The sequence below is a fragment of the Cypionkella sp. genome, assembly GCF_028290025.1.
GTDB lineage: Bacteria > Pseudomonadota > Alphaproteobacteria > Rhodobacterales > Rhodobacteraceae > Cypionkella.
The window spans coordinates 1-23,291 of sequence record NZ_JAQGKQ010000054.1; the positions used below are offsets into that span (position 1 = coordinate 1).

General features: G+C 58.3%; 28 protein-coding genes and 1 pseudogene. 13 read left to right on the forward strand and 16 right to left on the reverse strand.

Annotated elements, in window-relative coordinates; genetic code table 11:
• From JWS10_RS08855 to JWS10_RS08875, 5 genes and pseudogenes are all read left to right on the forward strand, one after another.
• Positions 1 to 642, forward strand: a pseudogene (locus JWS10_RS08855) (F0F1 ATP synthase subunit alpha); the annotation flags it as partial.
• A 23-nt stretch (positions 643 to 665) separates the two neighbouring features.
• A complete protein-coding gene (locus JWS10_RS08860) occupies positions 666 to 1,532 on the forward strand; it encodes a F0F1 ATP synthase subunit gamma (protein ID WP_299478277.1) in 867 nt (288 codons plus the stop codon).
• Between the two features lie 17 nt (positions 1,533 to 1,549).
• Positions 1,550 to 2,986, forward strand: coding sequence for a F0F1 ATP synthase subunit beta (atpD, locus tag JWS10_RS08865; RefSeq protein WP_299478280.1), 1,437 nt, complete (start codon positions 1,550 to 1,552; stop codon positions 2,984 to 2,986).
• Between the two features lie 9 nt (positions 2,987 to 2,995).
• On the forward strand, positions 2,996 to 3,388 hold the full coding sequence (locus JWS10_RS08870) for a F0F1 ATP synthase subunit epsilon (RefSeq protein WP_299506498.1): 393 nt from the start codon (positions 2,996 to 2,998) through the stop codon (positions 3,386 to 3,388).
• A 169-nt stretch (positions 3,389 to 3,557) separates the two neighbouring features.
• On the forward strand, positions 3,558 to 3,908 hold the full coding sequence (locus JWS10_RS08875; RefSeq protein ID WP_299506499.1) for an H-type lectin domain-containing protein: 351 nt from the start codon (positions 3,558 to 3,560) through the stop codon (positions 3,906 to 3,908).
• Positions 3,909 to 4,053: 145 nt separating this feature from the next.
• Here JWS10_RS08875 and JWS10_RS08880 read toward each other — a convergent pair whose 3' ends face one another.
• Entirely contained in the window at positions 4,054 to 5,073 is a 1,020-nt protein-coding gene (locus JWS10_RS08880; protein ID WP_299478286.1) for a ribose-phosphate pyrophosphokinase, read from the reverse strand.
• Between the two features lie 92 nt (positions 5,074 to 5,165).
• On the opposite strand from JWS10_RS08880, the gene JWS10_RS08885 reads away from it, so the two are divergent.
• Complete coding sequence (locus tag JWS10_RS08885) at positions 5,166 to 5,759, forward strand: 2-hydroxychromene-2-carboxylate isomerase (protein ID WP_299506501.1); 594 nt, start codon at positions 5,166 to 5,168, stop codon at positions 5,757 to 5,759.
• Positions 5,760 to 6,581, forward strand: a complete 822-nt coding sequence (locus tag JWS10_RS08890) for an alpha/beta fold hydrolase (protein WP_299506503.1) — start codon at positions 5,760 to 5,762, stop codon at positions 6,579 to 6,581.
• Here the strand turns inward: JWS10_RS08890 and JWS10_RS08895 are convergent.
• From JWS10_RS08895 to JWS10_RS08930, 8 genes are all read right to left on the reverse strand, one after another.
• Positions 6,578 to 7,606 carry a low specificity L-threonine aldolase gene (locus JWS10_RS08895; protein WP_299506505.1) on the reverse strand — a complete coding sequence of 343 codons (1,029 nt, stop codon included), beginning with the start codon at positions 7,604 to 7,606 and terminating at the stop codon, positions 6,578 to 6,580. The genes JWS10_RS08890 and JWS10_RS08895 overlap by 4 nt on opposite strands.
• Entirely contained in the window at positions 7,606 to 8,055 is a 450-nt protein-coding gene (locus JWS10_RS08900) for a YcgN family cysteine cluster protein (RefSeq protein WP_299478298.1), read from the reverse strand. The genes JWS10_RS08895 and JWS10_RS08900 overlap by 1 nt, the downstream gene beginning before the upstream one ends.
• Positions 8,056 to 8,102: 47 nt before the next feature.
• Positions 8,103 to 9,026 (reverse strand): bifunctional riboflavin kinase/FAD synthetase, encoded by a 924-nt coding sequence (locus tag JWS10_RS08905; protein ID WP_299506508.1) that lies wholly within the window; start codon positions 9,024 to 9,026, stop codon positions 8,103 to 8,105.
• A 30-nt stretch (positions 9,027 to 9,056) separates the two neighbouring features.
• Entirely contained in the window at positions 9,057 to 9,500 is a 444-nt protein-coding gene (locus JWS10_RS08910; protein WP_299478305.1) for a MaoC family dehydratase, read from the reverse strand.
• Between the two features lie 106 nt (positions 9,501 to 9,606).
• Positions 9,607 to 10,497, reverse strand: coding sequence for a TIGR01459 family HAD-type hydrolase (locus tag JWS10_RS08915; protein ID WP_299506510.1), 891 nt, complete (start codon positions 10,495 to 10,497; stop codon positions 9,607 to 9,609).
• A gap of 136 nt (positions 10,498 to 10,633) precedes the next feature.
• Entirely contained in the window at positions 10,634 to 11,554 is a 921-nt protein-coding gene (locus JWS10_RS08920; RefSeq protein ID WP_299506512.1) for a manganese-dependent inorganic pyrophosphatase, read from the reverse strand.
• A 102-nt stretch (positions 11,555 to 11,656) separates the two neighbouring features.
• The gene (locus JWS10_RS08925) at positions 11,657 to 11,911 is read right to left on the reverse strand and encodes a hypothetical protein (protein ID WP_299478314.1); all 255 of its coding nucleotides are present in this window, start codon (positions 11,909 to 11,911) and stop codon (positions 11,657 to 11,659) included.
• A 28-nt stretch (positions 11,912 to 11,939) separates the two neighbouring features.
• Complete coding sequence (locus JWS10_RS08930) at positions 11,940 to 12,935, reverse strand: TraB/GumN family protein (protein WP_299506515.1); 996 nt, start codon at positions 12,933 to 12,935, stop codon at positions 11,940 to 11,942.
• Between the two features lie 233 nt (positions 12,936 to 13,168).
• Between JWS10_RS08930 and JWS10_RS08935 the strand changes: the two genes are divergently transcribed.
• Complete coding sequence (locus JWS10_RS08935; RefSeq protein WP_054006994.1) at positions 13,169 to 13,456, forward strand: co-chaperone GroES; 288 nt, start codon at positions 13,169 to 13,171, stop codon at positions 13,454 to 13,456.
• Positions 13,457 to 13,531: 75 nt separating this feature from the next.
• Complete coding sequence (gene groL / locus JWS10_RS08940) at positions 13,532 to 15,184, forward strand: chaperonin GroEL (RefSeq protein WP_299478321.1); 1,653 nt, start codon at positions 13,532 to 13,534, stop codon at positions 15,182 to 15,184.
• 359 nt (positions 15,185 to 15,543) lie between these two features.
• Here groL and JWS10_RS08945 read toward each other — a convergent pair whose 3' ends face one another.
• The 3 genes from JWS10_RS08945 to JWS10_RS08955 are packed head-to-tail and all read right to left on the reverse strand — an operon-like array spanning position 15,544 to position 16,973.
• Positions 15,544 to 16,029, reverse strand: coding sequence for a GNAT family N-acetyltransferase (locus JWS10_RS08945; protein ID WP_299506517.1), 486 nt, complete (start codon positions 16,027 to 16,029; stop codon positions 15,544 to 15,546).
• Entirely contained in the window at positions 16,016 to 16,513 is a 498-nt protein-coding gene (locus tag JWS10_RS08950) for a GreA/GreB family elongation factor (RefSeq protein WP_299506519.1), read from the reverse strand. Before JWS10_RS08950 ends, JWS10_RS08945 begins: the two co-directional genes overlap by 14 nt.
• 7 nt (positions 16,514 to 16,520) lie before the next feature.
• Positions 16,521 to 16,973, reverse strand: a complete 453-nt coding sequence (locus JWS10_RS08955; RefSeq protein ID WP_299506522.1) for an NUDIX domain-containing protein — start codon at positions 16,971 to 16,973, stop codon at positions 16,521 to 16,523.
• Positions 16,974 to 17,473: 500 nt separating this feature from the next.
• Here JWS10_RS08955 and JWS10_RS08960 point away from each other — a divergent pair, with 500 nt between their 5' ends.
• On the forward strand, positions 17,474 to 17,881 hold the full coding sequence (locus JWS10_RS08960) for a low affinity iron permease family protein (RefSeq protein ID WP_299473965.1): 408 nt from the start codon (positions 17,474 to 17,476) through the stop codon (positions 17,879 to 17,881).
• A 97-nt stretch (positions 17,882 to 17,978) separates the two neighbouring features.
• The gene (locus JWS10_RS08965) at positions 17,979 to 19,286 is read left to right on the forward strand and encodes a caspase family protein (RefSeq protein ID WP_299506524.1); all 1,308 of its coding nucleotides are present in this window, start codon (positions 17,979 to 17,981) and stop codon (positions 19,284 to 19,286) included.
• An 82-nt stretch (positions 19,287 to 19,368) separates the two neighbouring features.
• Here JWS10_RS08965 and JWS10_RS08970 read toward each other — a convergent pair whose 3' ends face one another.
• The 3 genes from JWS10_RS08970 to JWS10_RS08980 all read right to left on the reverse strand — a co-directional run bounded on the left by JWS10_RS08970 (position 19,369) and on the right by JWS10_RS08980 (position 21,242).
• Entirely contained in the window at positions 19,369 to 20,439 is a 1,071-nt protein-coding gene (locus tag JWS10_RS08970) for a 5-(carboxyamino)imidazole ribonucleotide synthase (RefSeq protein WP_299506526.1), read from the reverse strand.
• A complete protein-coding gene (gene purE, locus JWS10_RS08975) occupies positions 20,432 to 20,914 on the reverse strand; it encodes a 5-(carboxyamino)imidazole ribonucleotide mutase (RefSeq protein ID WP_299473796.1) in 483 nt (160 codons plus the stop codon). Before purE ends, JWS10_RS08970 begins: the two co-directional genes overlap by 8 nt.
• A 109-nt stretch (positions 20,915 to 21,023) precedes the next feature.
• A complete protein-coding gene (locus JWS10_RS08980; RefSeq protein WP_299473793.1) occupies positions 21,024 to 21,242 on the reverse strand; it encodes a DUF465 domain-containing protein in 219 nt (72 codons plus the stop codon).
• Positions 21,243 to 21,444: 202 nt separating this feature from the next.
• On the opposite strand from JWS10_RS08980, the gene JWS10_RS08985 reads away from it, so the two are divergent.
• Positions 21,445 to 21,858, forward strand: a complete 414-nt coding sequence (locus tag JWS10_RS08985) for an Hsp20 family protein (protein ID WP_299506528.1) — start codon at positions 21,445 to 21,447, stop codon at positions 21,856 to 21,858.
• A 12-nt stretch (positions 21,859 to 21,870) separates the two neighbouring features.
• Positions 21,871 to 22,098, forward strand: coding sequence for a DUF1150 family protein (locus JWS10_RS08990; RefSeq protein ID WP_299473787.1), 228 nt, complete (start codon positions 21,871 to 21,873; stop codon positions 22,096 to 22,098).
• 70 nt (positions 22,099 to 22,168) lie between these two features.
• Here JWS10_RS08990 and trxB read toward each other — a convergent pair whose 3' ends face one another.
• Positions 22,169 to 23,137, reverse strand: coding sequence for a thioredoxin-disulfide reductase (gene trxB, locus JWS10_RS08995; protein WP_299473784.1), 969 nt, complete (start codon positions 23,135 to 23,137; stop codon positions 22,169 to 22,171).
• Between the last annotated feature and the right edge of the window lie 154 nt (positions 23,138 to 23,291).

Consider the following 23,291-nt stretch of genomic DNA (forward strand, 5'->3'; position numbering starts at 1 on the left):
GTCTTCTACCTGCACAGCCGCCTGCTCGAGCGGGCGGCGAAGATGAACGACGACTTCGGCAATTGCTCGTTGACCTCGCTACCGGTCATCGAGACCCAGGCCGGCGACGTCTCGGCCTCTAACCCGACCAACGTGATCTCGATCACCGATGGCCAGATCTTCCTTGAGACCGAATTGTTCTACCAAGGCATCCGCCCTGCTGTGAACACCGGTCTGTCGGTTTCCCGCGTGGGCTCGTCTGCCCAAACCAACGCGATGAAATCGGTGGCTGGTAAGGTCAAGCTGGAGCTTGCGCAGTATCGCGAAATGGCTGCCTTCGCGCAGTTCGGTTCCGACCTTGACGCCTCGACCCAAGCTTTGCTGAACCGTGGTGCGCGTCTGACCGAGTTGATGAAGCAAAACCAATACTCGCCGATGACCAACGCTGAGATTGTTTGCGTGATCTACGCAGGCACTTCCGGCGCTTTGGACAAGGTTGCGGTGAAAGACATTGGCCGCTTTGAAACCGGTTTGCTGAAGCACCTGCGCGGCCCGGGCAAAGCTTTGCTGGATGATATCACCGTGAACGACCGTAAAGTTTCGGGCGATCTGGAGAAATCCATCAAAGCCGAGATCGCAGCTTTCTCGAAAGACTTCGCCTAAGGGCGGGGCAGGGGAGATAACGCATGCCCAGCCTTAAGGACTTAAAGAACAAGATCGCGAGTGTGAAAAACACTCGCAAGATCACCAAGGCGATGCAGATGGTCTCTGCGGCGAAACTACGCCGCGCCCAAGATGCCGCTGAAGCTGCCCGGCCTTATGCCGAGCGGATGACAGCGGTGATGGGGGGCTTGGCTGCCTCGGTTGGACAATCGGCAAGCGCGCCCCGGCTTTTGGCCGGGACGGGCAGCGATCAAGTGCATCTGTTGGTCGTGATGACGTCAGAGCGCGGACTTTGCGGCGGTTTCAACTCCACCATCGTGCGGCTTGCCCGTGCGCGTGCGAATGAGTTGTTGGGCGCAGGCAAGACGGTGAAAATTCTCACCGTTGGCAAAAAAGGTCGCGAGCAGCTGCGCCGGGATTATGCGGCGTATATGATCGGCCATGTCGATATGGGAGACGTCAAGCGCGTCGGCTATATCAACGCGCAAACCATCGCCCGTGATGTGCTGGCCCGGTTTGAAACTGGCGAATGCGACGTGGTCACCATCTTCTACAACCGCTTCCAGTCGGTGATCGCTCAGATCCCGACGGCGTTGCAGGTGATCCCGGCCAAGTTCGAAGCCAGCGGCGTCTCGGCGCTTTATGACTACGAGCCCAGCGAAGAAGGCATCTTGGCCGATCTTCTGCCGCGGAGCATCGCGACGCAAATCTTCACGGCTTTGCTGGAAAATGGTGCGTCTGAACAAGGTGCCCGGATGAGCGCGATGGACAACGCAACGCGCAACGCAGGCGAGATGATCACCAAATACACCACGATCTACAACCGCTCGCGTCAGGCTGCGATCACCAAAGAGCTTATCGAAATCATTTCGGGCGCTGAAGCGCTTTAACGAACCGGAGAAACTTTATGGCACAAGCACCGATAGCAGCTGCAGGCAAGGTGACGCAAATCATCGGCGCCGTGGTTGACGTGCAGTTCGCGGGCGATCTTCCCGCAATTCTGAACGCGCTGATCACTGAAAACAACGGCAAGAAACTGGTCCTTGAAGTGGCCCAGCATCTTGGCGAAAACACCGTGCGCACCATCGCTATGGACGCGACCGAGGGTCTCGTCCGTGGTGCGCCTGTGACGGACACTGGCGCACCGATCCAGGTTCCGGTTGGCGATGCTACGCTGGGCCGCATCCTGAACGTCATCGGCGAGCCGGTTGACGAAAAGGGTCCGGTTAACGCGACCGAATACCGCTCCATCCACCGCGCGGCGCCAACTTTCGCCGAGCAAGCCACCGAATCCAAAGTGCTGGTCACCGGCATCAAGGTGATCGACTTGCTGGCACCTTATGCTAAGGGCGGCAAAATCGGTCTGTTCGGCGGCGCGGGCGTGGGTAAAACCGTTCTGATCATGGAATTGATCAACAACATCGCCAAAGTGCACTCGGGTTTCTCGGTGTTCGCTGGTGTGGGTGAGCGGACCCGTGAAGGCAACGACCTTTACCACGAGATGATCGAGTCCGGGGTTATCAACCTCGAAGACATGACCAAATCGAAAGTGGCACTGGTTTACGGCCAAATGAACGAACCACCGGGAGCACGTCTGCGCGTGGCTCTGTCGGGTCTGACCTTGGCAGAACAGTTCCGCGACCAATCCGGCACGGACGTTTTGTTCTTCGTTGACAACATCTTCCGCTTTACCCAAGCGGGTTCGGAAGTGTCGGCGCTGCTCGGTCGTATCCCGTCCGCCGTGGGCTACCAGCCAACGCTGGCAACCGACATGGGCGCTCTGCAAGAACGCATCACCTCGACCAAAGCCGGTTCGATCACCTCCGTTCAAGCCATCTACGTGCCTGCCGATGACTTGACCGACCCTGCTCCAGCAACCTCGTTCGCCCACTTGGACGCAACGACCGTTCTGTCGCGGGCTATCTCGGAACTCGGCATCTACCCGGCGGTTGACCCGCTTGACTCAACTTCGCGTCTGCTCGACCCGGCTGTTATCGGCGATGAGCACTACATGGTTGCGCGTTCGGTCCAAGGTGTTCTGCAACGCTACAAATCGCTGCAAGACATTATCGCCATCCTCGGCATGGACGAGCTTTCCGAAGAAGACAAACTCACCGTTTCGCGCGCCCGGAAGATCCAACGCTTCCTGTCGCAGCCGTTCGACGTGGCGAAAGTCTTCACCGGCTCTGACGGCGTGCAGGTTCCGCTGGACGTCACCATTGCTTCGTTCAAGGCAGTTGTGGCCGGCGAATATGACCATTTGCCAGAAGCGGCCTTCTACATGGTTGGCGGCATTGAAGACGTAAAGGCCAAAGCTCAGCGGCTTGCTGCGGCTGCGGCCTAAGGGGGCATTATGGCTGGAACGCTGCAATTTGATCTCGTGTCACCCGAACGCCGTTTGGCGTCCGTGGTGGCGACCGAGGTGCAAATCCCGGGTGCCGATGGCGACCTGACGGCGATGGAGGGGCATTCCCCCACCATCACCACCCTGCGCCCCGGCGTGTTGAAAGTCGTATCGGCAGAGGGCACTAAATCCTTCGTCGTCACTGGTGGCTTCGCTGAAATCAGCGCGGATAGCGTGTCGGTTCTGGCCGAACGTGCCATCCCGGTCGAGGAATTGACCCCGGTGTTGATGGATCAATTGATCGCTGATGCGTCTGAAGCCACCGCTATTGGTGTCGAGAAAGATGTGGCCGACAAGGTCATGGCCGATCTGGTCGCGATGCGCACCGCTGCTGGCTTTTGAAGCAGGCTGCCAAAGAATAGATCAGGCCCCGCTTTGTCGGGGCTTTTTCGTTTATCACGGCGGGGCTATGCGTTTATCGACGCGCCTGAAATGCGCCGCGTATGCGCCGGTTTTGACCTTTTTTTGTCGGAATTGGCTGCTATCTGTACAGAATAAGTAATGAGTCCCTATGAAACGCATCGTATCCAACACAGTCGGCATTCTGCAGGGCAGTCGCGTCCTCTTTTCAGACTTCGCGGATGGCGGGGCAATGTGGACAGGGCAGGGCGCGCGCGAAAGCCGTCATGTGGTGGTGTTCAAAGAGCCGTTCACCGAGCCGCCAACGGTAATGGCGTCAATCTCGATGTGGGACATTGACCACAAACACACCTCGCGCGCTGACATTACCGCCGAGGACATCACCGTCGCCGGCTTTCATCTGGTGTTTCGCACTTGGGGCGACACAAGGGTTGCTCGCGTCCGCGCCGACTGGATTGCGATAGGTTCGGCGGATAGTGAAGAAGATTGGCAGCTTTATTAGGCGGGCTAAAAAGGTGGCGGGCAAAGGTTGAATGAGCCTGCGAAGGGCTAATTTAAGCCGCCAAAGGTTAAATATTTCATAGCAACGCTGTTCAATTACACGAATAAAAGGTGGTCCACACGTGGACCATCTTTAACGTGCAATATCAGGGCCGCTGATACATGCCCTCATAAATCGGCACCAGAGTGTCCGTTTCAAACAGCGACGAAACGCTCGTGCCGTTCCAGATATTCAAAATCGCCTGCGCGAAGATCGGCGCGGTTGGGACGATGCGGATGTTCGGGCAGTTTTTCACCGCCTCGGTCGCCTCAATCGAATCCGTGATCACCAGCGATTTCATCACCGAGTTGGTGACCCGCTCCACCGCTGGACCCGACAAAACCCCGTGGGTGATATAAGAGTGAACCTCAGTCGCGCCGTTTTCCATCAACACCTCAGCCGCCTTGCAAAGCGTGCCTGCGGTGTCGCAAATATCGTCTACAATGATGCACTTCTTGCCCGCAACAGAGCCGATCACGATCATCTCGGCAATCTCGCCCGCCTTCTCGCGACGTTTATCAACAATCGCCAGCGGCGCGTTGATCCGCTTGGCCAATTCCCGCGCCCGCGCCACACCACCGACATCAGGCGAGACCACCATGATATCGTGCATCTGGCCTTTGAAGTTGTGCTCGATGTCCAGCGCGAACACCGGGCTTGCATAAAGGTTGTCCACCGGAATGTCGAAAAACCCCTGGATCTGCGCCGCGTGTAGATCGAGCGTCAAGACCCGATCCACCCCAGCCTCGACCAACATATTCGCCACCAGTTTGGCGGTGATCGGAGTGCGCGCCTTGGCGCGGCGATCTTGCCGCGCATAGCCGAAATACGGGATCACCGCGGTGATCCGATCTGCCGAAGACCGCCGCAGAGCGTCCGTCATAATCAGCAGTTCCATCAGATTATCGTTGGCGGGGTTTGAGGTCGGCTGGATGATATACATATCCTCGCCGCGCACGTTCTCGAACACCTCTACGAAGATCTCGGCATCGTTGAAGCGTTCAATCCTTGCATCGACCAGATTGACCGACATGCCTCGATGCATCGACATGCGCCGAGCAATGGATTTCGCAAGCGATAGGTTTGCGTTGCCGGAAATCAGTTTCGGCTCGGTCATTGCGGGCATAGGGTCACTCCGGCGACGGGATACAGATTGTTGACACCGCTTATCACCCGGCTAGGGTCTTGCAAACCGTGCAAGCCTTGGGGGCGCATAAAATGCCACAGATCGACTACTACTTCGCGCCAATCTCGCCGTTCTGCTACCTAGCGGGCGACAGACTAGAGACGATTGCCGCCAAATGCGCTGCGACCATTCGTTATATCCCGCTAAACGCTCCGGCATTGTTCCCGCGCACGGGTGGGCAGGTGTTGGCAGAGCGTCACGAATCCCGCAAAACCTACCGCCTGCAAGAGCTGCAGCGGTGGTCGGCGCGGCTGAATATGCCACTGAATTTGCAGCCGGCGTTCTTCCCGGCGAACCCTGCGCCTGCCTCCTATGCGATCATTGCGGCGGCCAAGGTTGGTGGTGATGTGGCAGGCTTGGTGCAAGCTTTCCTGCGTGCGGTCTGGGCTGAGAACCGCAACATTGCCGAGGATGAGGTGGTGAAAGACATTCTTGCCGCGCACGGTTTCGATCCGAAGATCGCGGACAAACACATGCTGATGGCGGCTGAAACCTATATGGCGAACCTCGAAGAAGCCGCCGCGCGCGGAGTGTTTGGGGTGCCGTTCTATATCGTCGGCGATCAGCGGTTCTGGGGTCAGGATCGGCTGGAAGACCTTGATCTGTATCTGTCTGGGAAGTTGTGAATGCCAGAAGATTTGCTGTTTGACACGCTGCCACCGTTCCGCGTCTGGAATCGGGGCGGCGACCGCGCGGTGCTGGCGCTGCATTGCAGTCTCGCCCATGCTGGGGCGTGGTCGGGGCTGGCGGCGAAGTTGCAGGATGTGACGGTCACCGCCACCGACGCGCCGGGGCATGGCCGTGCTGCCAACTGGGTGGCGAGGACGGATATGCACGCGCTGGCCACTGCCCAGTCGATTGCGATGATCGAAAGCCTTGGCCAAGGGACTGCGATTGATCTGATTGGCCACAGCTTTGGCGGCACCGTCGCACTGCGCATCGCGGTGGAGCGTCCCGATCTGGTGCGGAGCCTCACACTGGTGGAGCCGGTGATTTTCGCCGCAGCGAAGGCCGAGGATGCGGCCGTTTTTGCCAGTTTCCGCACCGATCATCTGGGATTCGCGGCTTTGGTAAAGACCGGTGATCTCGAAGCCGCAGCCGCCTTGTTCCACAGCCATTGGGGATCGGGGGATCGCTTCGCTGACCTGACAGAGCGCACGCGGCAGTATATGGTCGAACGTATCCATCTTATCGGGGAGCAAAATCCGACGCTGTTGGACGATGCGGCGGGCATTCTGCGCGGTGGAGGTTTAGAGGCTGTGCGGGTGCCAGTGTTGCTGATTGAGGGCGCCCAAAGCCCCGCCATCATCGACGCTTTGCACCGCGCGCTTGCCAAGCGCCTGCCGCGAGCCACGCGGTTGGTGGTGCCGGAAGCCGGGCATATGGTAGCGATCACCCACGCCGCCAAGATTGCTCCGGTGGTGCAGGCGCATCTGAACGAGGCTTAGGCGCGCAGCACGCTCAGGAACTGATCAACCTCTGCCTCGGTGGTGTTCCATGACGTCACCAACCGGGCCGCTTCAAAACCTGCGCGCGCGGGCATCTGGTAATAGGCGGCACCTGCGGCTTCCAGCCGTGCATGGGTTCCAAGCGACCATTCCGGAAACATCATATTTGCCTGCGCCGGGTGCTGATGCCGCGCGCCAGCACCTGCAACGCCCTGCGCCAATCGTGCACCGGTTGCATTGGCCTGCCGCGCCAGCCGAAGCCACAGATCGCCTTCGAGATAAGCCTCCATCTGCGCCGACAGATAGCGGTGTTTCGAGACCAAATGCCCGGCGCGTTTGCGGCGCAGTTCAAACTCCCAAGCCTTCGCGGGGTCGAATATCACCACAGCCTCGACGCCAAGACAGCCATTTTTCGTGCCGCCAAACGACACCACATCAATACCCGCAGCCCAAGTCATCTGTGCAGCACTGGCGTTGCTGGTCACCAGAGAATTGGCAAAACGCGCGCCGTCCAGATGGCAGGGCAGCCCGTAGGATTTCGCCACCGCCGTCAAAGCGGCAATCTCGGCAGGTGTGTAAACCGTGCCCGCTTCGGTAACATTGGTGATCGAAACCATGCCGCGCTGCACGCCATGCACGCCAACTTCGCCGATGCGGCCAATGGCTTGCGCCAGACTTTCGGGGTTCATCTTGCCATGATCGCCGGGCACGCCGATCAGTTTCGCGCCCGAAGTGTAGAACTCCGGCGCGCCGCATTCGTCGGTGGCGATATGGGCATCCGTATGGGCGAACACCGCCGACCACGGCTGGCTGTAGATCGCCAAGGCCAGCGAATTGGCCGCCGTTCCGGTAGAGACAAGGTAAACGGCGGCATCGGGATGCTCGAACACCTCGCGCACCCGTTCGGTCACCCGCTGCATGATGGCATCCGCACCGTAGCTGCGGGCAAAGCCATCATTGGCGCGGGTGAGGGCGGCAAGAATATCGGGATGCGCGCCGGAAGCATTGTCAGAGGTGAAATACATTACAAGTTTTCCTGAATGATAAAATCGTCCCAGTCGTCTTCATCGACGCTGGCTTCGGAGACGGTCTGGCCGCGCATCGAATTGCCAGAACTGTGGGTGGAATTCGGATCACCGGTGCGTAAAGGATGCCAAGCGGGCAGCGATCTGCCCTGTTGCAAAAGCTTGTAGGCGCAGGTGGCTGGCAGCCAATAACTGATCTTTTTCAGGGTCTTCGGCGTCAACCGTATACATTCTGGCACAAATTTGAAACGGTTGGCGTAGTTCGAGCACTGGCAGGTTTCATTGTCGAGCAGGCGGCAAGCGACGCGGGTGTACTCGACTTCGCCGGTGTCTTCATATTCGATTTTGTTCAGACAACATTTGCCGCAGCCGTCACAAAGCGCCTCCCATTCGGGGGCGGTCATTTTGGCGAGGGGAACGGTTTCCCAGTATTTAGGACGCAAAGTCATGCCGCAAACTGACCTGAAGGGCGGGAAAAGGGAAGGGGTTGCGCAGCTTAGAGACCGCTAAGAATTTCGCGCGATTTGACGACATCTTCGGCCATTTGTAAAAGCAAGCCGGGCAGGCCGTCGAACTTCATCTCGGAGCGCAGATAGTCGATGAGGCCGATAGAGACGTGCTGACCGTAGAGATCACCTTTGAAATCAAAGATATAGGTCTCAAGATTCGGGGTATTCTCGCCAAACATCGGACGCACACCAAGGCTCGTGGCACCATGATAGCTGCCGATCTGCGGACCTGTCAGCACGTTCACGAGCGCTGCATAGACGCCAAGTTTCGGCAGATGAAGGCCCTGAACCGACATATTGGCCGTCGGATAGCCCAGCTCGCGGCCGCGCTTTTCGCCATGGATCACTTCGCCGTCAATGCGGTGCCAATGGCCGAGCATGGCTGCGGCATCGCGCGGACGACCCTCGGCCAGCGCCATACGGATCGCTGTTGAGGAAATCTCACGGCCGTCGGTTTTCACAAGATCAGCGATGGTGACGCCAAATCCATATTTGATACCAAGGGCTTGCAGATCGGCGGCCTTGCCTGCGCGACCTTTTCCAAAGCAGAAATCGCTGCCCACGACGACATGCGCGACACCCAAGCCTTCGGCGAGCACTTGCCGTGCGAAGTCTTCGGGAGTCAGGCTGGCCATTTCGGCGTTAAAAGACAGTTGAAACAACTGCTTGACGCCCAGCTTGGCAAGGCGATTGCTGCGGGTTTCGGGGTTCATCAGGCGGAAGGCTGGGCTTTGTGGGGCGAAGTATTCGCGCGGATGCGGCTCAAACGTGACAATGCCAAGCGGGCCGTGTGGGCGGGCGAGGTCGATCACCGCTTGGTGGCCCAGATGCACGCCATCAAAGTTGCCCATCGCCACCGAAGCGCCGCGCGTTGAAGGGTCAAGCCCTTGCCAATGCTGGTTTATTTGCATCTTACCCCAGAGCGGGGCGGCAACGCGCCCCTAGTCGAACTTGCGGCTTGGCGCCAGAACCAGCGCCTCGCCTTTCAGAACCACGGTATTGCCCACCGCGCAATGGGTTTCAAGGGTCACACGGCGACGGGCATGATCAATCGCCGCGACTTTGACCACCGCTTGCACCGTATCGCCGGGGCGGACGGGGGCGAGAAACTTCAAAGATTGTCCAATGTAAACAGAACCATGGCCGGGAAGTTGTTCGCCAATCACCGCGGAAATCAGCCCTGCAACCAACATGCCATGCGCCACGCGACCGTGAAAAATTGTGTCTTTGGCATAGGTGTCGTCTAGGTGGACAGGGTTACGATCGGTGGAAATTTCCGCAAAAAGTTCGATATCGCGGTCGGTTATGGTTTTTTGCAAGCTGCGGGTCATACCGATTTCAAGGTCTTCGATGCAGATGGTGCCGCGCGCGTGGTTGTCGAGCATGTGCCGAATCCCTTGAATTTGCTAAAGCAGCATAGCATATGCTGCAGCGCGGCGCAAAGTCAAAGCGACCTAAAGTTGCTGAAAAATATGACGACAAGCAACTTAATTACCGAAGGTGGCCGATGCTGTAGTTTGGCGAGAGCATGGTTTCTTGCAGCCAAGCGTCGAGTAAGTCTTTGTTTGGATCGTGAGAATCGGCCCCAAAGCTTTCACAAGCGATGCCGCCTGTGACAAACAAAGCGTCGAGGCTTTCCCCGATCGCGCCTTGAACGTCGGTGTGAATGCCGTCTCCGATGCAAAGGATTCGGGCGTCTTCTGCACCCCCCAAAGCGGTTAGGCGGCGTCTGGCGAGGTCGTAGATTGGCGGGTGGGGCTTGCCGAAATAGAGGGCTGTTCCGCCTAGGTCTTCGTAGAGTTTCGCTAAGGCGCCGGCGCAGTAAAGCAGTTTGTCGCCGAAGTGGACGATGATGTCGGGGTTAGCGCAAAGCATTGGTAAATTTAGGTTTTTTGCCAAAAGAAGCGCGGAGCGGTAGTCGTCGGGGGTCTCGGTTAAGTCGTCAACCAGACCGGTCACGACAAGACCTTGAGCGTCTTTGACAGCAACGCGGCTGATCGGGGGATTGGCGGCGGCGACGGCTTGCAGATCGGGCGCGAAATCGGTGAAAAACGACTCATCTTTCGCAGCGCCGATGAAGTGAACTTTGTGGCCGACAGCGCCTGTGAGCATGGCATATTGCGCGGCATCGCCCGACGTCACCACATCATCCCAAGCGTCGCGCGGCACGTCCATCTTGTCCAACTGTCTGATAATGCTGGCTTTAGGGCGGGGTGCGTTGGTCAGCAGAATGACCCGGCCACCTTTGGCGCGGAAGGCTTGCAAGGCTGCAACCGCAGCGGGGAAGGGCGTGACACCGTTGTGCAGGCAGCCCCAAAGGTCGCAGAACACCGCATCATACTGGGCGGAAATATCGGCAAGGGAGGCTACGATCTCGGTCATCTGGCGGGCTTCCGGAGTGGGATTTTTGGGTCGGGTTAACGAAACGTGTATGACCCAGAAAGCGGCCATATACCGGCCATATAGCGGCCATATGAAAAACCCGCCGGAGCTTTGAAAGTTCCTGCGGGTTTTTGGGTCAGAACTTCAGCGCCGGGATGATCTGTTTTTTGCGGCTCATCAGGCCGGGGATCACCACGGTATCGCCTGTGACCGTCACGCCGAAAGAAGCCTCGGCCAGCGATTTCACCAGATCGTTCGGCACCAGCAAGGTGGCCTCCTCGCGCAGGATGTCGATGACGAACAGCAAGACCTGCTCGGCGCCATCTTCAGAAGCGACACCCGGCATCGCGGCCATCAACGCGGATTTGCGGGCCAGCACGGGTGCCGGCGACGTGGTTTCCAGCACCGAAACCCGCAGTTCGCGGCCTGCGAGGTTATATTCTTTGCTGTCCATCCGCAGCAGGGCCGCTTCTGAGAACGCCGAGATGTCGGATTTTGCCGCGAACAGTTCGGCAGCGAAATCGGGGATCGACACACCCAGTTCGGCGGCCAAGGATTCCGCCACGGCGCGGTCGTGCGGCGTGGTCGTCGGTGAGCGAAACTCCAGCGTGTCCGACAGGATGCAACTGAGCATCGCACCCTTGATCTCACGCGGGGCTTTCGCCATTTCCGTGCCGATCAGATCGTGCATGATCGTGGCAGTGCAGGCCAGCGGGCGGATGGTGATGTCGATCGGCGTGTTGGTTTTCAAACCGCCGACCAGCATGTGATGGTCAATGATGGCTTCGATTTTGGCCGCATTGATTGAGGGCGGCAGCTCGGCCGGGTTGTTGGTGTCGACGATCACCACCTTATCATCAGCGGACACGTCCACGATAATCTCGGGCGTAGCAAAGCCCCAGTGCCGCAGCATGAAGGCGGCTTCGGTGTTTGGCTGACCCAGCAGCACGGCCTTGGCGGGGGTGTTACGCACTTCGGACAGATACCAAGCCCAGATCAGCGGCGAGCCAGTGGAATCGGTGTCGGGGGATTTGTGGCCGAAAACGATAGTGGTCATGGGGCAAGCTTTCGTGTGAGATTTTGCCGCTGTATAAGACGCGCAAAGCCGTTTGTCACGCGGCGGGGCGGGGGATTGAACGCGGCGTTACGTGCGTCGCGGTTATTTCCACTTGGCCGGATCGGTCGCAGACTCGCAACCATAGGGCGGCAGGGTCTTGGTGCCGAAATTGGCCTTCAACTTACCGCAGCCCCAGTCTTGCACAAAGCCCGGCATCATTTGATGCAGCTCGATGCCAACCTCGTCAAACGGATCGGTCGCACCGGAGGTGTTGCTGACCCAAGCATTGTAGCGGTAGCCTAGGAAGACGACTGCAGCCAGCGCGATGACAACAAGAAATGTGATCAGACGTTTCATATCAATCCTTTATGGGGGCGAGCAATATTCAGGGAAGAAGTGATTGGCGTGTGACGGTATAGCCTTGCGCCTTCAGCAAATTCAATACGCCCTGCTTTCCAGACAGATGCAGCGCACCAAAAGCCACCAGCACCGTACCTTTGGCTGCAGCGGCAGTGATCACCGGAATCCAGGATTGGTTGCGGTCGTTCATCATCAATTTTTCCATCACCGCGAATTCACGCTCCACCCGCTCGGGGGTAAAACCGGGCATTTGCAGCGATTGCAGCTTGGAGAACTCCCAGATCAGGCGGCCTTCCTCGGCGAAATAGGCGTCGGCGAGGGTGACCGCCATGTCAGCGGATTTGTCTTCCAGTGCGAGGGCCGAAGTGATCATGTCGATCTGCTCGGCTTGGCTCATTTGCCCGAAGATCGAGAACAGCGTGTCATAGGGCTCTAACGCTTGGATTGGCAGATCGCGGGCGGTGGCTGCTTTCATCAACTGGGCGTCCAAGCCTTCGGGTGGCGCGGTGATGTCCATGCTACAGGCGGGCATTGCGAGCAGCACCGAGACATACCATGGCCGGAATTTCGCGACCATGAAGGCGGGGACGCCGCGATCATTGGCGGCTTTGCTGAGGTGCTGCCAATCGGCGGGGCTAAGCACTTCGGCCAAGGTCGGACCATCGGTGTTGACGATCAGCGATGGATCATCGGCCATGCGGGCTTTGAGCGAATCTTCTTCCTTTGGCCCCGCCTCTACCAGCAGGGTTTTGGCTTCGGCCAGCACCGGGGCGAGGGCTGCCATTGTGGCAGTATGGCGCGGATCGTCGAAGTGATAGGTGCCGATCAGGGTGATTTTCTGCCCCGGCTTGGTGGCAAGCCAATAATTGCCGATGGCGTAGGGCTGCTTTGCGGCCTCGGCGCGCAGGGCGGTTTGGGCATCTGGCGAAAGTTGGTCTATCAGATTTTGACCCTGACACTCGGCAAGCGCCGGGGTGGAAAAGATCAATAAGCCTACGAGAATAGCGGAAAATTGGCGCATGGCGTCCTGCTGAATAAGTCGTGGCGCTAGGGTTGCATTTTGACGGGCTCAGGCCAAGCCCGAAGGCAGAATGGCGGCCCGATCTTGCCCCATTCTTGCCTGCCGTCGTAAAAGTTTCGCGAACAGGGGTGTTGACTGTGAGAGGCGCAGCGCCTAATTCAAGCGTCGTTAGCACTCAGCCAATATGAGTGCTAATCTTATTCAAACCTGGAAACTCAAGGGAGTGTACCCAGATGGCATTCACACCACTGCATGACCGCGTATTGGTCCGTCGCATCGAAGGCGAAGACAAAACCAAGGGCGGCCTTATCATTCCAGATAGCGCCAAAGAAAAACCCGCTGAAGGCGAAATCGTCTCGGCTGGTCCTGGCGCTCGCAAGGACTCGGGCGAGTTGATCGCTCCTTCCGTCAAAGCTGGCGACAAGATCCTGTTCGGCAAATGGTCGGGCACCGAAGTTAAACTTGACGGCGAAGATCTGCTGATCATGAAAGAAAGCGATATCCTCGGGATCATTTCCTGAATTTGGCCGGGGTGAGCCAAGGCGCACCCTACCGGATCGCTTTACTTTTCAACATCTTAGACTGGAGTCCATATCATGGCTGCAAAAGACGTACGTTTTGAGTCCGATGCCCGCGACCGCATGTTGCGCGGCGTTAACATTCTGGCTGACGCTGTCAAAGTAACGCTTGGCCCGAAAGGCCGTAACGTTGTGATCGACAAATCTTTCGGCGCACCACGCATCACCAAAGACGGTGTGACGGTTGCCAAAGAAATCGAACTGGCGGACAAGTTCGAGAACATGGGCGCGCAAATGGTGAAGGAAGTCGCTTCCCGCACCAATGATGAGGCTGGCGACGGCACCACCACCGCGACCGTTCTGGCGCAAGCGATCATCAAAGAAGGCATGAAAGCAGTTGCTGCTGGCATGAACCCGATGGATCTGAAGCGCGGCATCGACTTGGCGACCACCAAAGTTGTGGCTGCGATCAAAGCTGCTGCGCGTCCTGTTAAAGACACCGCAGAAGTTGCACAAGTTGGCACCATCTCGGCCAACGGCGAAGCTGAAATCGGTCGTCAAATCGCTGACGCGATGCAAAAAGTCGGCAACGAAGGCGTGATCACTGTTGAAGAAAACAAGGGTCTGGAAACCGAAACCACCGTTGTCGAAGGCATGCAGTTCGACCGTGGCTATCTGTCGCCTTACTTCGTGACCAACGCCGACAAAATGGTCGTTGATCTGGAAGACGTGCTGATCCTGCTGCACGAGAAAAAACTCTCGTCGCTGCAGCCAATGGTGCCGTTGCTGGAAGCCGTGATCCAATCGCAGCGCCCGCTGCTGATCATCTCGGAAGATGTTGAAGGCGAAGCTTTGGCGACTCTCGTGGTTAACAAACTGCGCGGCGGTCTGAAAATCGCAGCTGTTAAGGCTCCGGGTTTCGGCGATCGTCGTAAAGCCATGCTGCAAGACATCGCAGTTCTGACCGGCGGTCAGGTGATTTCGGAAGATCTGGGCATGAAGCTGGAGTCTGTCACCATCGACATGCTCGGCAAAGCCAAGAAAGTCACCATCACCAAAGACAACACCACGATCATCGACGGTTCGGGCGTTAAGGCCGAGATCGAAGCCCGTGTTTCGCAGATCCGCACGCAGATCGAAGAAACCACTTCCGACTATGACCGTGAAAAACTGCAAGAACGTGTGGCGAAACTGGCTGGCGGCGTTGCTGTCATCAAAGTTGGCGGCATGACCGAAATCGAAGTCAAAGAGCGCAAAGACCGCGTTGACGACGCTTTGAACGCGACCCGTGCGGCCGTGCAAGAAGGTATCGTTGTTGGCGGTGGCGTGGCTTTGATCCAAGCTGGTAAAGTGCTCGAAGGTATGGTTGGGGCGAACCCAGACCAAACCAACGGCATCAATATCGTCCGTAAAGCACTGGAGGCTCCGCTGCGTCAGATCGCACAGAACGCCGGTGTTGATGGCGCTGTTGTGGCTGGCAAAGTCCGCGAGTCGACCGACCTGTCGTTCGGCTTTAACGCTCAGACCGAAGAATATGGCGACATGTTCGCATTCGGCGTGATCGACCCGGCGAAAGTCGTGCGGACCGCGCTGGAAGATGCAGCTTCGGTTGCATCGCTGCTGATCACCACCGAAGCCATGATTGCGGATCGTCCAGAGCCTAAAGGCAATGGCGGCGGCATGGGCGGCGGCGGCATGGGCGGCATGGGCGGCATGGACGGCATGATGTAATCCAGAACTCTGGATTGAGATTGGAGGGGGCGTAGCGCAAGTTGCGCCCTTTTCTTATGGCGGGTTGGCTGGAGGCGGGTGATCTGATTGAGCGGCTTACGCCGCATTATCTTTGAGCGCTTACGCGCGGTGGGCGGCCGTTCTGTGGCGTCGGCTTGGGTGGGGATTTGGGTTTTTTGGATATTTAAGCAGAGAGGATGACCTTAGGCGTTGTGTCACCTCGCGTGGGGGCGTGGCGTTTTGGATATTTGAGTAGAGAGAATGATCTGAAGGATTTTATGCATCTCGTTCTCGCTCATTGTCTTTTTTCTTCTATCTTCAGCCACTCTTCATAAAATTTCCATTGGATGGGCTCCGTCTCAAAACGCTTTGCACAGCCGGTGGAGGTTGTTGCCGGTCTCGGCGCTGATGCGGCTTATGCCGGTGTCGGTGAAGCCTTCGCGCATCCAGAAGGCGCGGCCTTTGGGGTTGCTGCTGAGCACGCCGAGGAAGATTTCGTGGCAGCCGCGCGAGCGTGCGAGGTGTTCAATGTGGCGGAGCAAGGTCGCGCCATGGCCTTGGCCGCGTGCCCAAGTGGCGAAGATCATCAGGCCGAGGTAGGCATCGCCGGGTCTGGGGAAGCCGAAGCTGAGTTCGGCGACGCCTGCGAGGTGGTCGCTTAGAAACAGCCCAAGCCGATGGCTTTGCGCGGGGTCGCAGTTGGGCGGCGCATCGGTGAAAAACTCATCGGCGACTTCAGCGGGGGTATGCTGCGGGCGGTCCAAGTTCCAATAATCGGCGGCATCTTCGTAGAGCGCCTCGACAATAGCGGTGTCGTCGCTGGCGTTTAACTCACGGATCAGCATGGGAAATCTGGATGATCTCAAGGCTGACCGGGCCGGAGGGTTTGCGCCAGATCACCTCATCGCCGACCTGAGCACCAATGAGGGCACGGGCGAGCGGCGATTGCGGGGCGATGCGGTGCAGGGTGGCGTCGGCTTCATCCTCGCCGGTGATCTCATAGCTGGTTTGGCTGCCATCTTCCGCCCTCACGGTGACGCTTAAGCCGAAGGCGACCTCGCGCAGCAACAGGGTGGTGGGGTCGATCAGGATGGCGGTGCGCAGGCGGGCCTCAATATAGCGGATGTCACGCTCGGCTGCGGCTTCGGGCAGTTTATCCAAGCGTTCGGCGCGGGCTTTCAGGGTGGCGAGCGTGGTTTGCAGATCCCGCAGACGGGATTGCAAGGCGGCGAGACCTCGCGGAGTGACATAGTTTGGATGCGGCGACAGTGGCAGATCGGGGAGGGGATCGAGGCCGCCGTCGCCCTCTTTAACGAAAGCCCTACTCATCGAAACCTCATCTGACGATGACTTCCAGCGGGTCATAGAGGATGCCGACACCCCATGCGGTTTCGATCAGGCTGTCGGGCTTGAAGCGGACGCGGCCGGACTCGAGATCAGCGCGCGAGAAGAAGCGGCGTTGGGTGACGACGCCCTCGGGGTCGCGCCAACTGGCGTTGATCGCACCTGCGGTGACGGTGCAGCGGAAGAAGATATCGACTTGGTGGAAGCCCGAAATCGGATCGTGGAACTCGTTGATCAAAGCCGGCGCGCCGACGGTCACCGAAAGCCCGGTTTCCTCATGCACCTCGCGGGCGAGATTGGTTGGCAGCGAGGTGCCGGGTTCGACCCCGCCCCCCGGCGCGCACCACAGATCGGACCGCGCGCCGGGATAGGCGTTGACCAACAGCAACCGATCTTCATGCAAGATCAGCGCGCGGGTGGCGAGACGGGTCGGACGTTTGGACATGGCTTCAAGCTGTTGCGCAAGTGCCGCAAGGTCAAGGGGCTATCCCGTCACCGGAAGGATTTGGCGGCGAGGTTTTTCGCGCAAAACTCATAATTTTGGGAGTGGTGCCACCGGAGTTGCGGCTTAGGACTGGCAGGTGTTTGCAGCGATCTTGCGGCGTTCGAACCGCCAAACGGCTCGGCGGGATTGCGACTTGGAATGGCTTCGACGTCGTGCGGTTGGAGTTGCCTGCGCCGGAATGCGCCGTTGGAGCGGAGGCAAAGTCCCAAGCTGCTATATTTGAGCGGTGATTCCCCGACGCGGACGATGGCAGAGGCTTGGTCTTGCACACCAGTTTGCCACGGATGGGCAATCAGATTACCCTCGCGCATGACCCAGCATTTTTGATGCGGAACCCGGTTGTAATCTTTGAGGTGATTATCTTTCTGGACAAAGCCGGCTTTGATCACGCACTGGGATACAGCGCTGCGCTGCGCATCGTTTGAATAAGGATTAACGCTATGGCGGCTCTGGGATACACCGGGCTTGCAAAAGCCGTCTCGCGCTATTGTGGGCGACCCAGCACATTCATGCTGGCTTGCGGCGTGATCTTGCTTTGGATTGTGACCGGACCTTTGTTCGGCTTTTCAGACACTTGGCAGTTGGTGATCAACACGGGTACCACGATCATCACCTTTTTGATGGTGTTCCTAATCCAGAACACGCAGAACCGCGACACGCAGGCGATGCAGTTGAAACTCGATGAATTGATCCGGGCAACCGAAGGCGCGCATAACGCTTTGCTCGATCTCGAGGAACTGGATGAGCGTGAGTTGAACGCGTTCCGGCTGCGCTATGAAGCCTTGGCGAATGCGGCACGACGGTTGCTGGAAGCGGGAGAGCGCGACACGGACTCGCCCGAAGCGTAAGGTTTCGGGGACTGCTTTGCGAAAGAGTCACAGAATACTTTGCTGAAACCGCGTTTTCAGCTAAACTAACCGCATATTTCACGGATGGGTTGTGCTGATGTTTGATCGCTTTTCGCAATTTCTGCGGCTTTGCCTGTTTGGCATGGTGGCGCTGGCCTTGCTGCCCGCGCTGGCAGAGGCTGCGGGCCGCAAATTGGCGCTGGTGGTGGGCAATCAGGCGTACACCGCGCTGCCGGGGCTGAAGACTCCGGTCGAGGATGCGCAAGCGGTGTCGAACGCGCTGCGCAATCTGGGGTTTGAGGTGACGCTGCTGACCGATGTGGGGCCAGCGGTGTTTCAAGCTGTTTTGGGCACGTTCACCGCACAAATCGATGAAGCCGATACCGTGTTGTTCTATTATTCCGGCCATGCGTTTCAGAAAGATGGCGTCAATCATCTGGTTCCGGTGAACGCTCGGCTGGCGGATGCCAAGGCGCTGGATTCGGAAACATGGCGGCTGGATGACATTGCCAAGGCGTTGAAGGGCAAGACCAGTCAGCTTTTGCTGTTCGTTGACGCTTGCCGCGATAATCCGTTGCCGGAAGCGGTGCGTGGCGCTGCGGATGGAGGCGGCTTGGCGCAGTTTGACGGCGGGGCGGATACTTTCGTGGCATTTGCGACCGCGCCGGGGCAGGTTGCTTGGGACAAGGTTGACGCGGCTTCGGTCAACAGCCCGTTTACCGCAGCTTTGCTGGTGCATATCGCCAAGGCGGGCCAAAATATCTCTGATCTGATGATCGCCGTGCGCAATGATGTTGAAACCGCGACCGGCGGCAAACAGACCCCGTGGGAGCAATCCTCGCTGCGTGAGCAATTTTATTTTGTGCCTCCAGTCGCCGAGGTGGCAGAGGCGCTGCCGGAGTTTGAGATGGTGGTCAACCAAAGCTCCACCCTTGCGCCGCCGCCCGGAATTGCAGTGATTGGCCAGACCGCTGGTGACGATAAACTGGCGCTGCTGGAAAGCGATACGCGCAGTTTGAATGCACCGCTGCCCGAGAACTTGGCGCTGGGTGTGCAGACCCAGTTGGACCGGATCGGCTGTTACGGAATGCAGGTTGACGGTGATTGGGGCAATGGCTCGCGTCGGGCGATGGCGGCCTATTACGAGGCTAAGAAGGCGGCTCCGGGTGAGATGGAGCCTACCGAGGCGGTGTATCGGGCATTGCTCGCCGAGCCTGTAAACACCTGCGAAAAAGCTGCCGTGGCGGTGAAGGCTCCGACCAAGACCACGCCTAAAAAGTCTACTACTAAGAAGACCAGCACGACGAAGAAGGTGGCTACCACGACCAAGAAGGTTGCCCCCGTTGCGCCGGTGAAGAAGAAACCGACGTGCAAGTTCATGGTGATTGCGGTGGTCTGCTCGTGATGAGGTTCGTGCCTAACAAACTCTCAATATTTTGATAAGTAATTGATCGGAAATAATAAATTAGGCTGGCCACGCGTGGCGCTTAACCCTTGCGGATCACGCGGTTGAAATGCCCCATCTTGCGGCCGGGCCTCGCCTCGGCCTTGCCATAGAGATGGATCGCACAATCATTTTCGCGCAAAAGTTCTGGCAAGCGATCCATATCGTCGCCGATCAGGTTCTCCATCACCACATCAGAATGGCGGCCGCCATCGCCTAGCGGCAGGCCAGTGACGGCGCGGATGTGCTGCTCAAACTGATCGACAGCGCAGCCATTTTGCGTCCAATGCCCCGAATTATGCACCCGAGGTGCGACCTCATTGACGATCAAACCGTTGGGGGTCACGAACAACTCCACCCCCATCACGCCGACATAATCGAGCGCATTCAGGATGCGTGCAGCGAGCAAAATCGCGTCCGAGCGCATCGAGGGCGACAGTTTGGCGGGCAAGGTGGTGGTGTGCAGGATGCCGTCTCTGTGAACGTTCTGGCCCGGATCATAGCAGGCAACCGAGCCATCAACCCCGCGCGCGGCGATCACTGAAATTTCGAGACTGAAGGTGATGAAACCTTCCAGAACGCTGGCTGCACCGTTCATGCTGGAGTGGGCCTCAGCGGCATCGCTGGCGGTTTTGATGCGGGCTTGGCCCTTGCCGTCGTAGCCGAGACGGGTGGTTTTCAGGATTGCAGGCGCGCCGATCTGTTCAATGGCGGCCTCCAAATCTGCGAGGGTCTGCACGGCAACATAGGGCGCGCAGGTCAGGCCGAGGCTGGTGAGGAAGTCTTTCTCCAAGATACGATCCTGCGAAATCGCCAAAGCGCGGCGATTGGGGCGGATCGGGCGCAGGGCTTCGAGGGCATCCAGCGCGGCGGTTGGGATGTTCTCAAACTCATAGGTGATGACATCGACCGAGGCAGCGAAGGTTTGCAGCTCCGCGATATTGTCGTAGCTGGCGGTGGTCAGCTTATGAGCGACCTCGGCGGCTGGTGGGTTCTTGGCAGGCTCAAAGATGTGGGTTTTGTAGCCGAGACGGGCAGCGGCGACGGAAAGCATCCGGCCCAACTGACCACCGCCGAGGATGCCAATGGTGGAGCCTAGGGGGAGGCTATTCATCTTTCGGCTCCTCTGGGATCGAGGCTGACAGTGCATCCCGCCACGCATCAAGCCGGGCCGCGAGAGCCGGATCATGCAGCGCGAGAATGCCAGCCGCCAGCAGGCCCGCGTTGGCCGCACCGGCGGCACCGATGGCCATAGTGGCGACTGGGTAGCCTTTTGGCATTTGCACGATGGAATACAGGCTATCGACGCCGGACAAAGCCTTGGTCTGCACCGGCACGCCGATCACCGGAATGCGGGTTTTGGAGGCCATCATACCGGGCAAATGCGCCGCACCGCCAGCACCAGCGATTATGACTTGCAGCCGACCCGCCGCTGCTTTGCCGTAAGCCCACAGACGGTCAGGAGTGCGGTGCGCCGAGACGATTTTGGTTTCATACGAGATGCCAAGCTGGTCCAGCACCAGTGCGGCTTCCTTCATCGTCGGCCAGTCGGACTGGCTTCCCATGATTATTCCGACATCAACAGACATTGGCGCCTCCGGCTGCTTCTGGTCGCTTCATAGCAATGCAGGCGGGGGAGGCAAGGAAAAGCCGGTGATCAGCGCGTGGGTGCGTTATTCACGCACCATTTTACGCGGTTTACGCGATGATATTGGGGATCAGCAGATCTTCGATCCGAACGATCTGGTCCTTCATCTGCAATTTCTGCTTTTTCAGCCGCCGCAATGTCAGCACGTCGGGACGGCCTGCGGTTTCGAGCGCATAGACCGCCTCATCCAGATCGCGATGCTCACGCTTCAAAACCTCTAGTTTCACGCGCAGCATGTCTTCAAAGTTCATTTCCGAAGGGGCATTCATGGCAGGACCGAATCCAGTCTTTTTGGCTTTGTGCTATACTACATTGATTCGGCTGGACTCTGTGTGAAATTTCGCGTGGGACTCTAAGTTTTCTTGATCACACCGCACCTTGCAGGCCCGCACGGCTGCCCCCATATTCAAACGGTCGGGTGCCGCTGTCTGGGCCTGACCTATGTGTCGCTTGCTGCAAAGGGCATCGGTAATGACGAAACTTACTTTTGGCTCACACCCTTTTCTATTGGGGTTCGAGCAGTTGGAACGGCTGGTGGAACGCACTGCCAAAACCGCCTCGGAGGGCTATCCGCCCTTCAATATAGAGGCGACCTCGGAAAATACCTACCGCATCACCCTCGCAGTGGCGGGGTTTCGCGATGAAGATCTGGCGATCACGGTTGAGGATCGTCAGTTGGTGGTGCGGGGTCGGCAGAGCGACGATCTGGGCGAGCGGGTGTTCCTGCATCGCGGTATCGCGGCGCGGGCGTTTCAACGCTCGTTTGTGCTCGCAGATGGTGTCGAAGTAGCGGGAGCCGATCTGGACCATGGGTTGTTACACATAGACCTGCATCGAATGGTGCCTGACACCATCGTGCAGACTATTCGTATTGGCCGCAAATAAGGAGAGACGATCATGGATGTGAAATTCGACGGATTGCCAGAGGCGGAAGACCGGATTGTTTATGTGCGGCCGATCGCGGTGGAAAGCCTGCCCGAAACGGTGCGGGCGCAGATCAACGGGATGAAAACCGTCTACGCGGTGCATGGTGAAGATGGCGAGCAGTTGGCGTTGGTGGCGGATCGGCTGCTGGCGTTCTCGCTGGCGCGTCAACACGATATGGCGCCGGTGAACGCGCACTGAATGCGTGTTAAGGGATTAGAAAAGCCGCGCAGAGTGCGCGGCTTTTTCGTTTAAATTTGGTCCGCTTCGTTTAAAGTATGTCTGCGTGGCCTTCATCTTCAGCTTTTTCTTGTAACCAACGCTCGGCATCGAGGGCGGCCATGCAGCCCATCCCGGCGGAGGTTACGGCTTGGCGGTAGATGTGATCGGTCAGATCGCCCGCCGCGAAGACGCCCGGAATGCTGGTGCGGGTGGAGCCTGCTTCGACCTTGACATAGCCACCTTCAAATAGTGGCAGTTGATCTTTCACCAGTTCTGACGCGGGCGAGTGGCCGATGGCTACGAAGAAGCCGTGGCAGGGGATGTCTTTGACCTCGCCGGTTTTCAGATTGCGGGTGCGGACGCCGGTCACGGAAGCGGGCGCGTCGGTGCCTAGAACCTCGGTGACTTCGGAGTTCCATAGCATTTCGATCTTGGCGTGTTTGAACAAACGGTCCTGCATGATCTTTTCGGCGCGCAACGTGTCGCGGCGGTGGATCAGGGTAACTTTGGTGGCGAAGTTGGTCAGGAACAGGGCCTCTTCGACCGCAGTATTGCCGCCGCCGATCACCACGACCTCGCGGCCGCGATAGAAGAAACCGTCGCAGGTGGCGCAGGCCGATACGCCGAAGCCTTTGAATTTTTCCTCTGACGGCAGGCCCAGCCATTTGGCTTGCGCGCCTGTCGCGAGGATCACCGCATCGGCGGTGTAGGTGGTGCCGCTATCGGATTGCGCGGTGAACGGGCGGTTTTGCAAATCAAGACTGGTGATGTAGTCGGAGATCACCTCCGCGCCCATCGCCTCGGCATGGGCTTGCATGTTGACCATCAAATCCGGGCCTTGGATGTGCTTTTCGCCGGGCCAATTTTCGACCTCGGTGGTGATGGTTAGCTGACCGCCGGGTTGCAGACCTTGCACAAGGATCGGTTCCAGCATGGCGCGGGCGGCGTAAACCGCCGCCGTATATCCTGCGGGGCCGGAGCCAATGATCAGAACTTTGGTGTGACGTGTCGTGGTCATCGCATTCCCCGGAATCGTGTGGGTTTTGATATATGCGTTGCCCGGCTGCTGCGAAAGGGCTGGCAGACGCATGGCTGAAATGTGCGGGCGCGGGGTGTCTGGCGAAAATATCTTGCGCAGTTGTGAAATATTGTTGCGCAAGTCGGGGCATAAG

What these genes read in the sequence shown, in the direction of transcription:
- JWS10_RS08935 (WP_054006994.1), top strand. Translation starts at nt 13,169, where the DNA reads ATGGCATTCACACCACTGCATGACCGCGTATTGGTCCGTCGCATCGAA.
- JWS10_RS08960 (WP_299473965.1), top strand. Translation starts at nt 17,474, where the DNA reads ATGGCGGCTCTGGGATACACCGGGCTTGCAAAAGCCGTCTCGCGCTAT.
- JWS10_RS08925 (WP_299478314.1), bottom strand. Translation starts at nt 11,911, where the DNA reads ATGAAACGTCTGATCACATTTCTTGTTGTCATCGCGCTGGCTGCAGTC.
- JWS10_RS08885 (WP_299506501.1), top strand. Translation starts at nt 5,166, where the DNA reads ATGCCACAGATCGACTACTACTTCGCGCCAATCTCGCCGTTCTGCTAC.
- JWS10_RS08985 (WP_299506528.1), top strand. Translation starts at nt 21,445, where the DNA reads ATGACGAAACTTACTTTTGGCTCACACCCTTTTCTATTGGGGTTCGAG.
- groL (WP_299478321.1), top strand. Translation starts at nt 13,532, where the DNA reads ATGGCTGCAAAAGACGTACGTTTTGAGTCCGATGCCCGCGACCGCATG.
- JWS10_RS08980 (WP_299473793.1), bottom strand. Translation starts at nt 21,242, where the DNA reads ATGAATGCCCCTTCGGAAATGAACTTTGAAGACATGCTGCGCGTGAAA.
- JWS10_RS08870 (WP_299506498.1), top strand. Translation starts at nt 2,996, where the DNA reads ATGGCTGGAACGCTGCAATTTGATCTCGTGTCACCCGAACGCCGTTTG.
- JWS10_RS08955 (WP_299506522.1), bottom strand. Translation starts at nt 16,973, where the DNA reads ATGTCCAAACGTCCGACCCGTCTCGCCACCCGCGCGCTGATCTTGCAT.
- JWS10_RS08915 (WP_299506510.1), bottom strand. Translation starts at nt 10,497, where the DNA reads ATGACCGAGATCGTAGCCTCCCTTGCCGATATTTCCGCCCAGTATGAT.
- JWS10_RS08990 (WP_299473787.1), top strand. Translation starts at nt 21,871, where the DNA reads ATGGATGTGAAATTCGACGGATTGCCAGAGGCGGAAGACCGGATTGTT.
- JWS10_RS08880 (WP_299478286.1), bottom strand. Translation starts at nt 5,073, where the DNA reads ATGCCCGCAATGACCGAGCCGAAACTGATTTCCGGCAACGCAAACCTA.
- purE (WP_299473796.1), bottom strand. Translation starts at nt 20,914, where the DNA reads ATGTCTGTTGATGTCGGAATAATCATGGGAAGCCAGTCCGACTGGCCG.
- JWS10_RS08920 (WP_299506512.1), bottom strand. Translation starts at nt 11,554, where the DNA reads ATGACCACTATCGTTTTCGGCCACAAATCCCCCGACACCGATTCCACT.
- JWS10_RS08910 (WP_299478305.1), bottom strand. Translation starts at nt 9,500, where the DNA reads ATGCTCGACAACCACGCGCGCGGCACCATCTGCATCGAAGACCTTGAA.
- JWS10_RS08945 (WP_299506517.1), bottom strand. Translation starts at nt 16,029, where the DNA reads ATGCTGATCCGTGAGTTAAACGCCAGCGACGACACCGCTATTGTCGAG.
- JWS10_RS08930 (WP_299506515.1), bottom strand. Translation starts at nt 12,935, where the DNA reads ATGCGCCAATTTTCCGCTATTCTCGTAGGCTTATTGATCTTTTCCACC.
- JWS10_RS08950 (WP_299506519.1), bottom strand. Translation starts at nt 16,513, where the DNA reads ATGAGTAGGGCTTTCGTTAAAGAGGGCGACGGCGGCCTCGATCCCCTC.
- JWS10_RS08890 (WP_299506503.1), top strand. Translation starts at nt 5,760, where the DNA reads ATGCCAGAAGATTTGCTGTTTGACACGCTGCCACCGTTCCGCGTCTGG.
- JWS10_RS08900 (WP_299478298.1), bottom strand. Translation starts at nt 8,055, where the DNA reads ATGACTTTGCGTCCTAAATACTGGGAAACCGTTCCCCTCGCCAAAATG.
- JWS10_RS08860 (WP_299478277.1), top strand. Translation starts at nt 666, where the DNA reads ATGCCCAGCCTTAAGGACTTAAAGAACAAGATCGCGAGTGTGAAAAAC.
- JWS10_RS08965 (WP_299506524.1), top strand. Translation starts at nt 17,979, where the DNA reads ATGTTTGATCGCTTTTCGCAATTTCTGCGGCTTTGCCTGTTTGGCATG.
- trxB (WP_299473784.1), bottom strand. Translation starts at nt 23,137, where the DNA reads ATGACCACGACACGTCACACCAAAGTTCTGATCATTGGCTCCGGCCCC.
- JWS10_RS08970 (WP_299506526.1), bottom strand. Translation starts at nt 20,439, where the DNA reads ATGAATAGCCTCCCCCTAGGCTCCACCATTGGCATCCTCGGCGGTGGT.
- atpD (WP_299478280.1), top strand. Translation starts at nt 1,550, where the DNA reads ATGGCACAAGCACCGATAGCAGCTGCAGGCAAGGTGACGCAAATCATC.
- JWS10_RS08895 (WP_299506505.1), bottom strand. Translation starts at nt 7,606, where the DNA reads ATGTATTTCACCTCTGACAATGCTTCCGGCGCGCATCCCGATATTCTT.
- JWS10_RS08905 (WP_299506508.1), bottom strand. Translation starts at nt 9,026, where the DNA reads ATGCAAATAAACCAGCATTGGCAAGGGCTTGACCCTTCAACGCGCGGC.
- JWS10_RS08875 (WP_299506499.1), top strand. Translation starts at nt 3,558, where the DNA reads ATGAAACGCATCGTATCCAACACAGTCGGCATTCTGCAGGGCAGTCGC.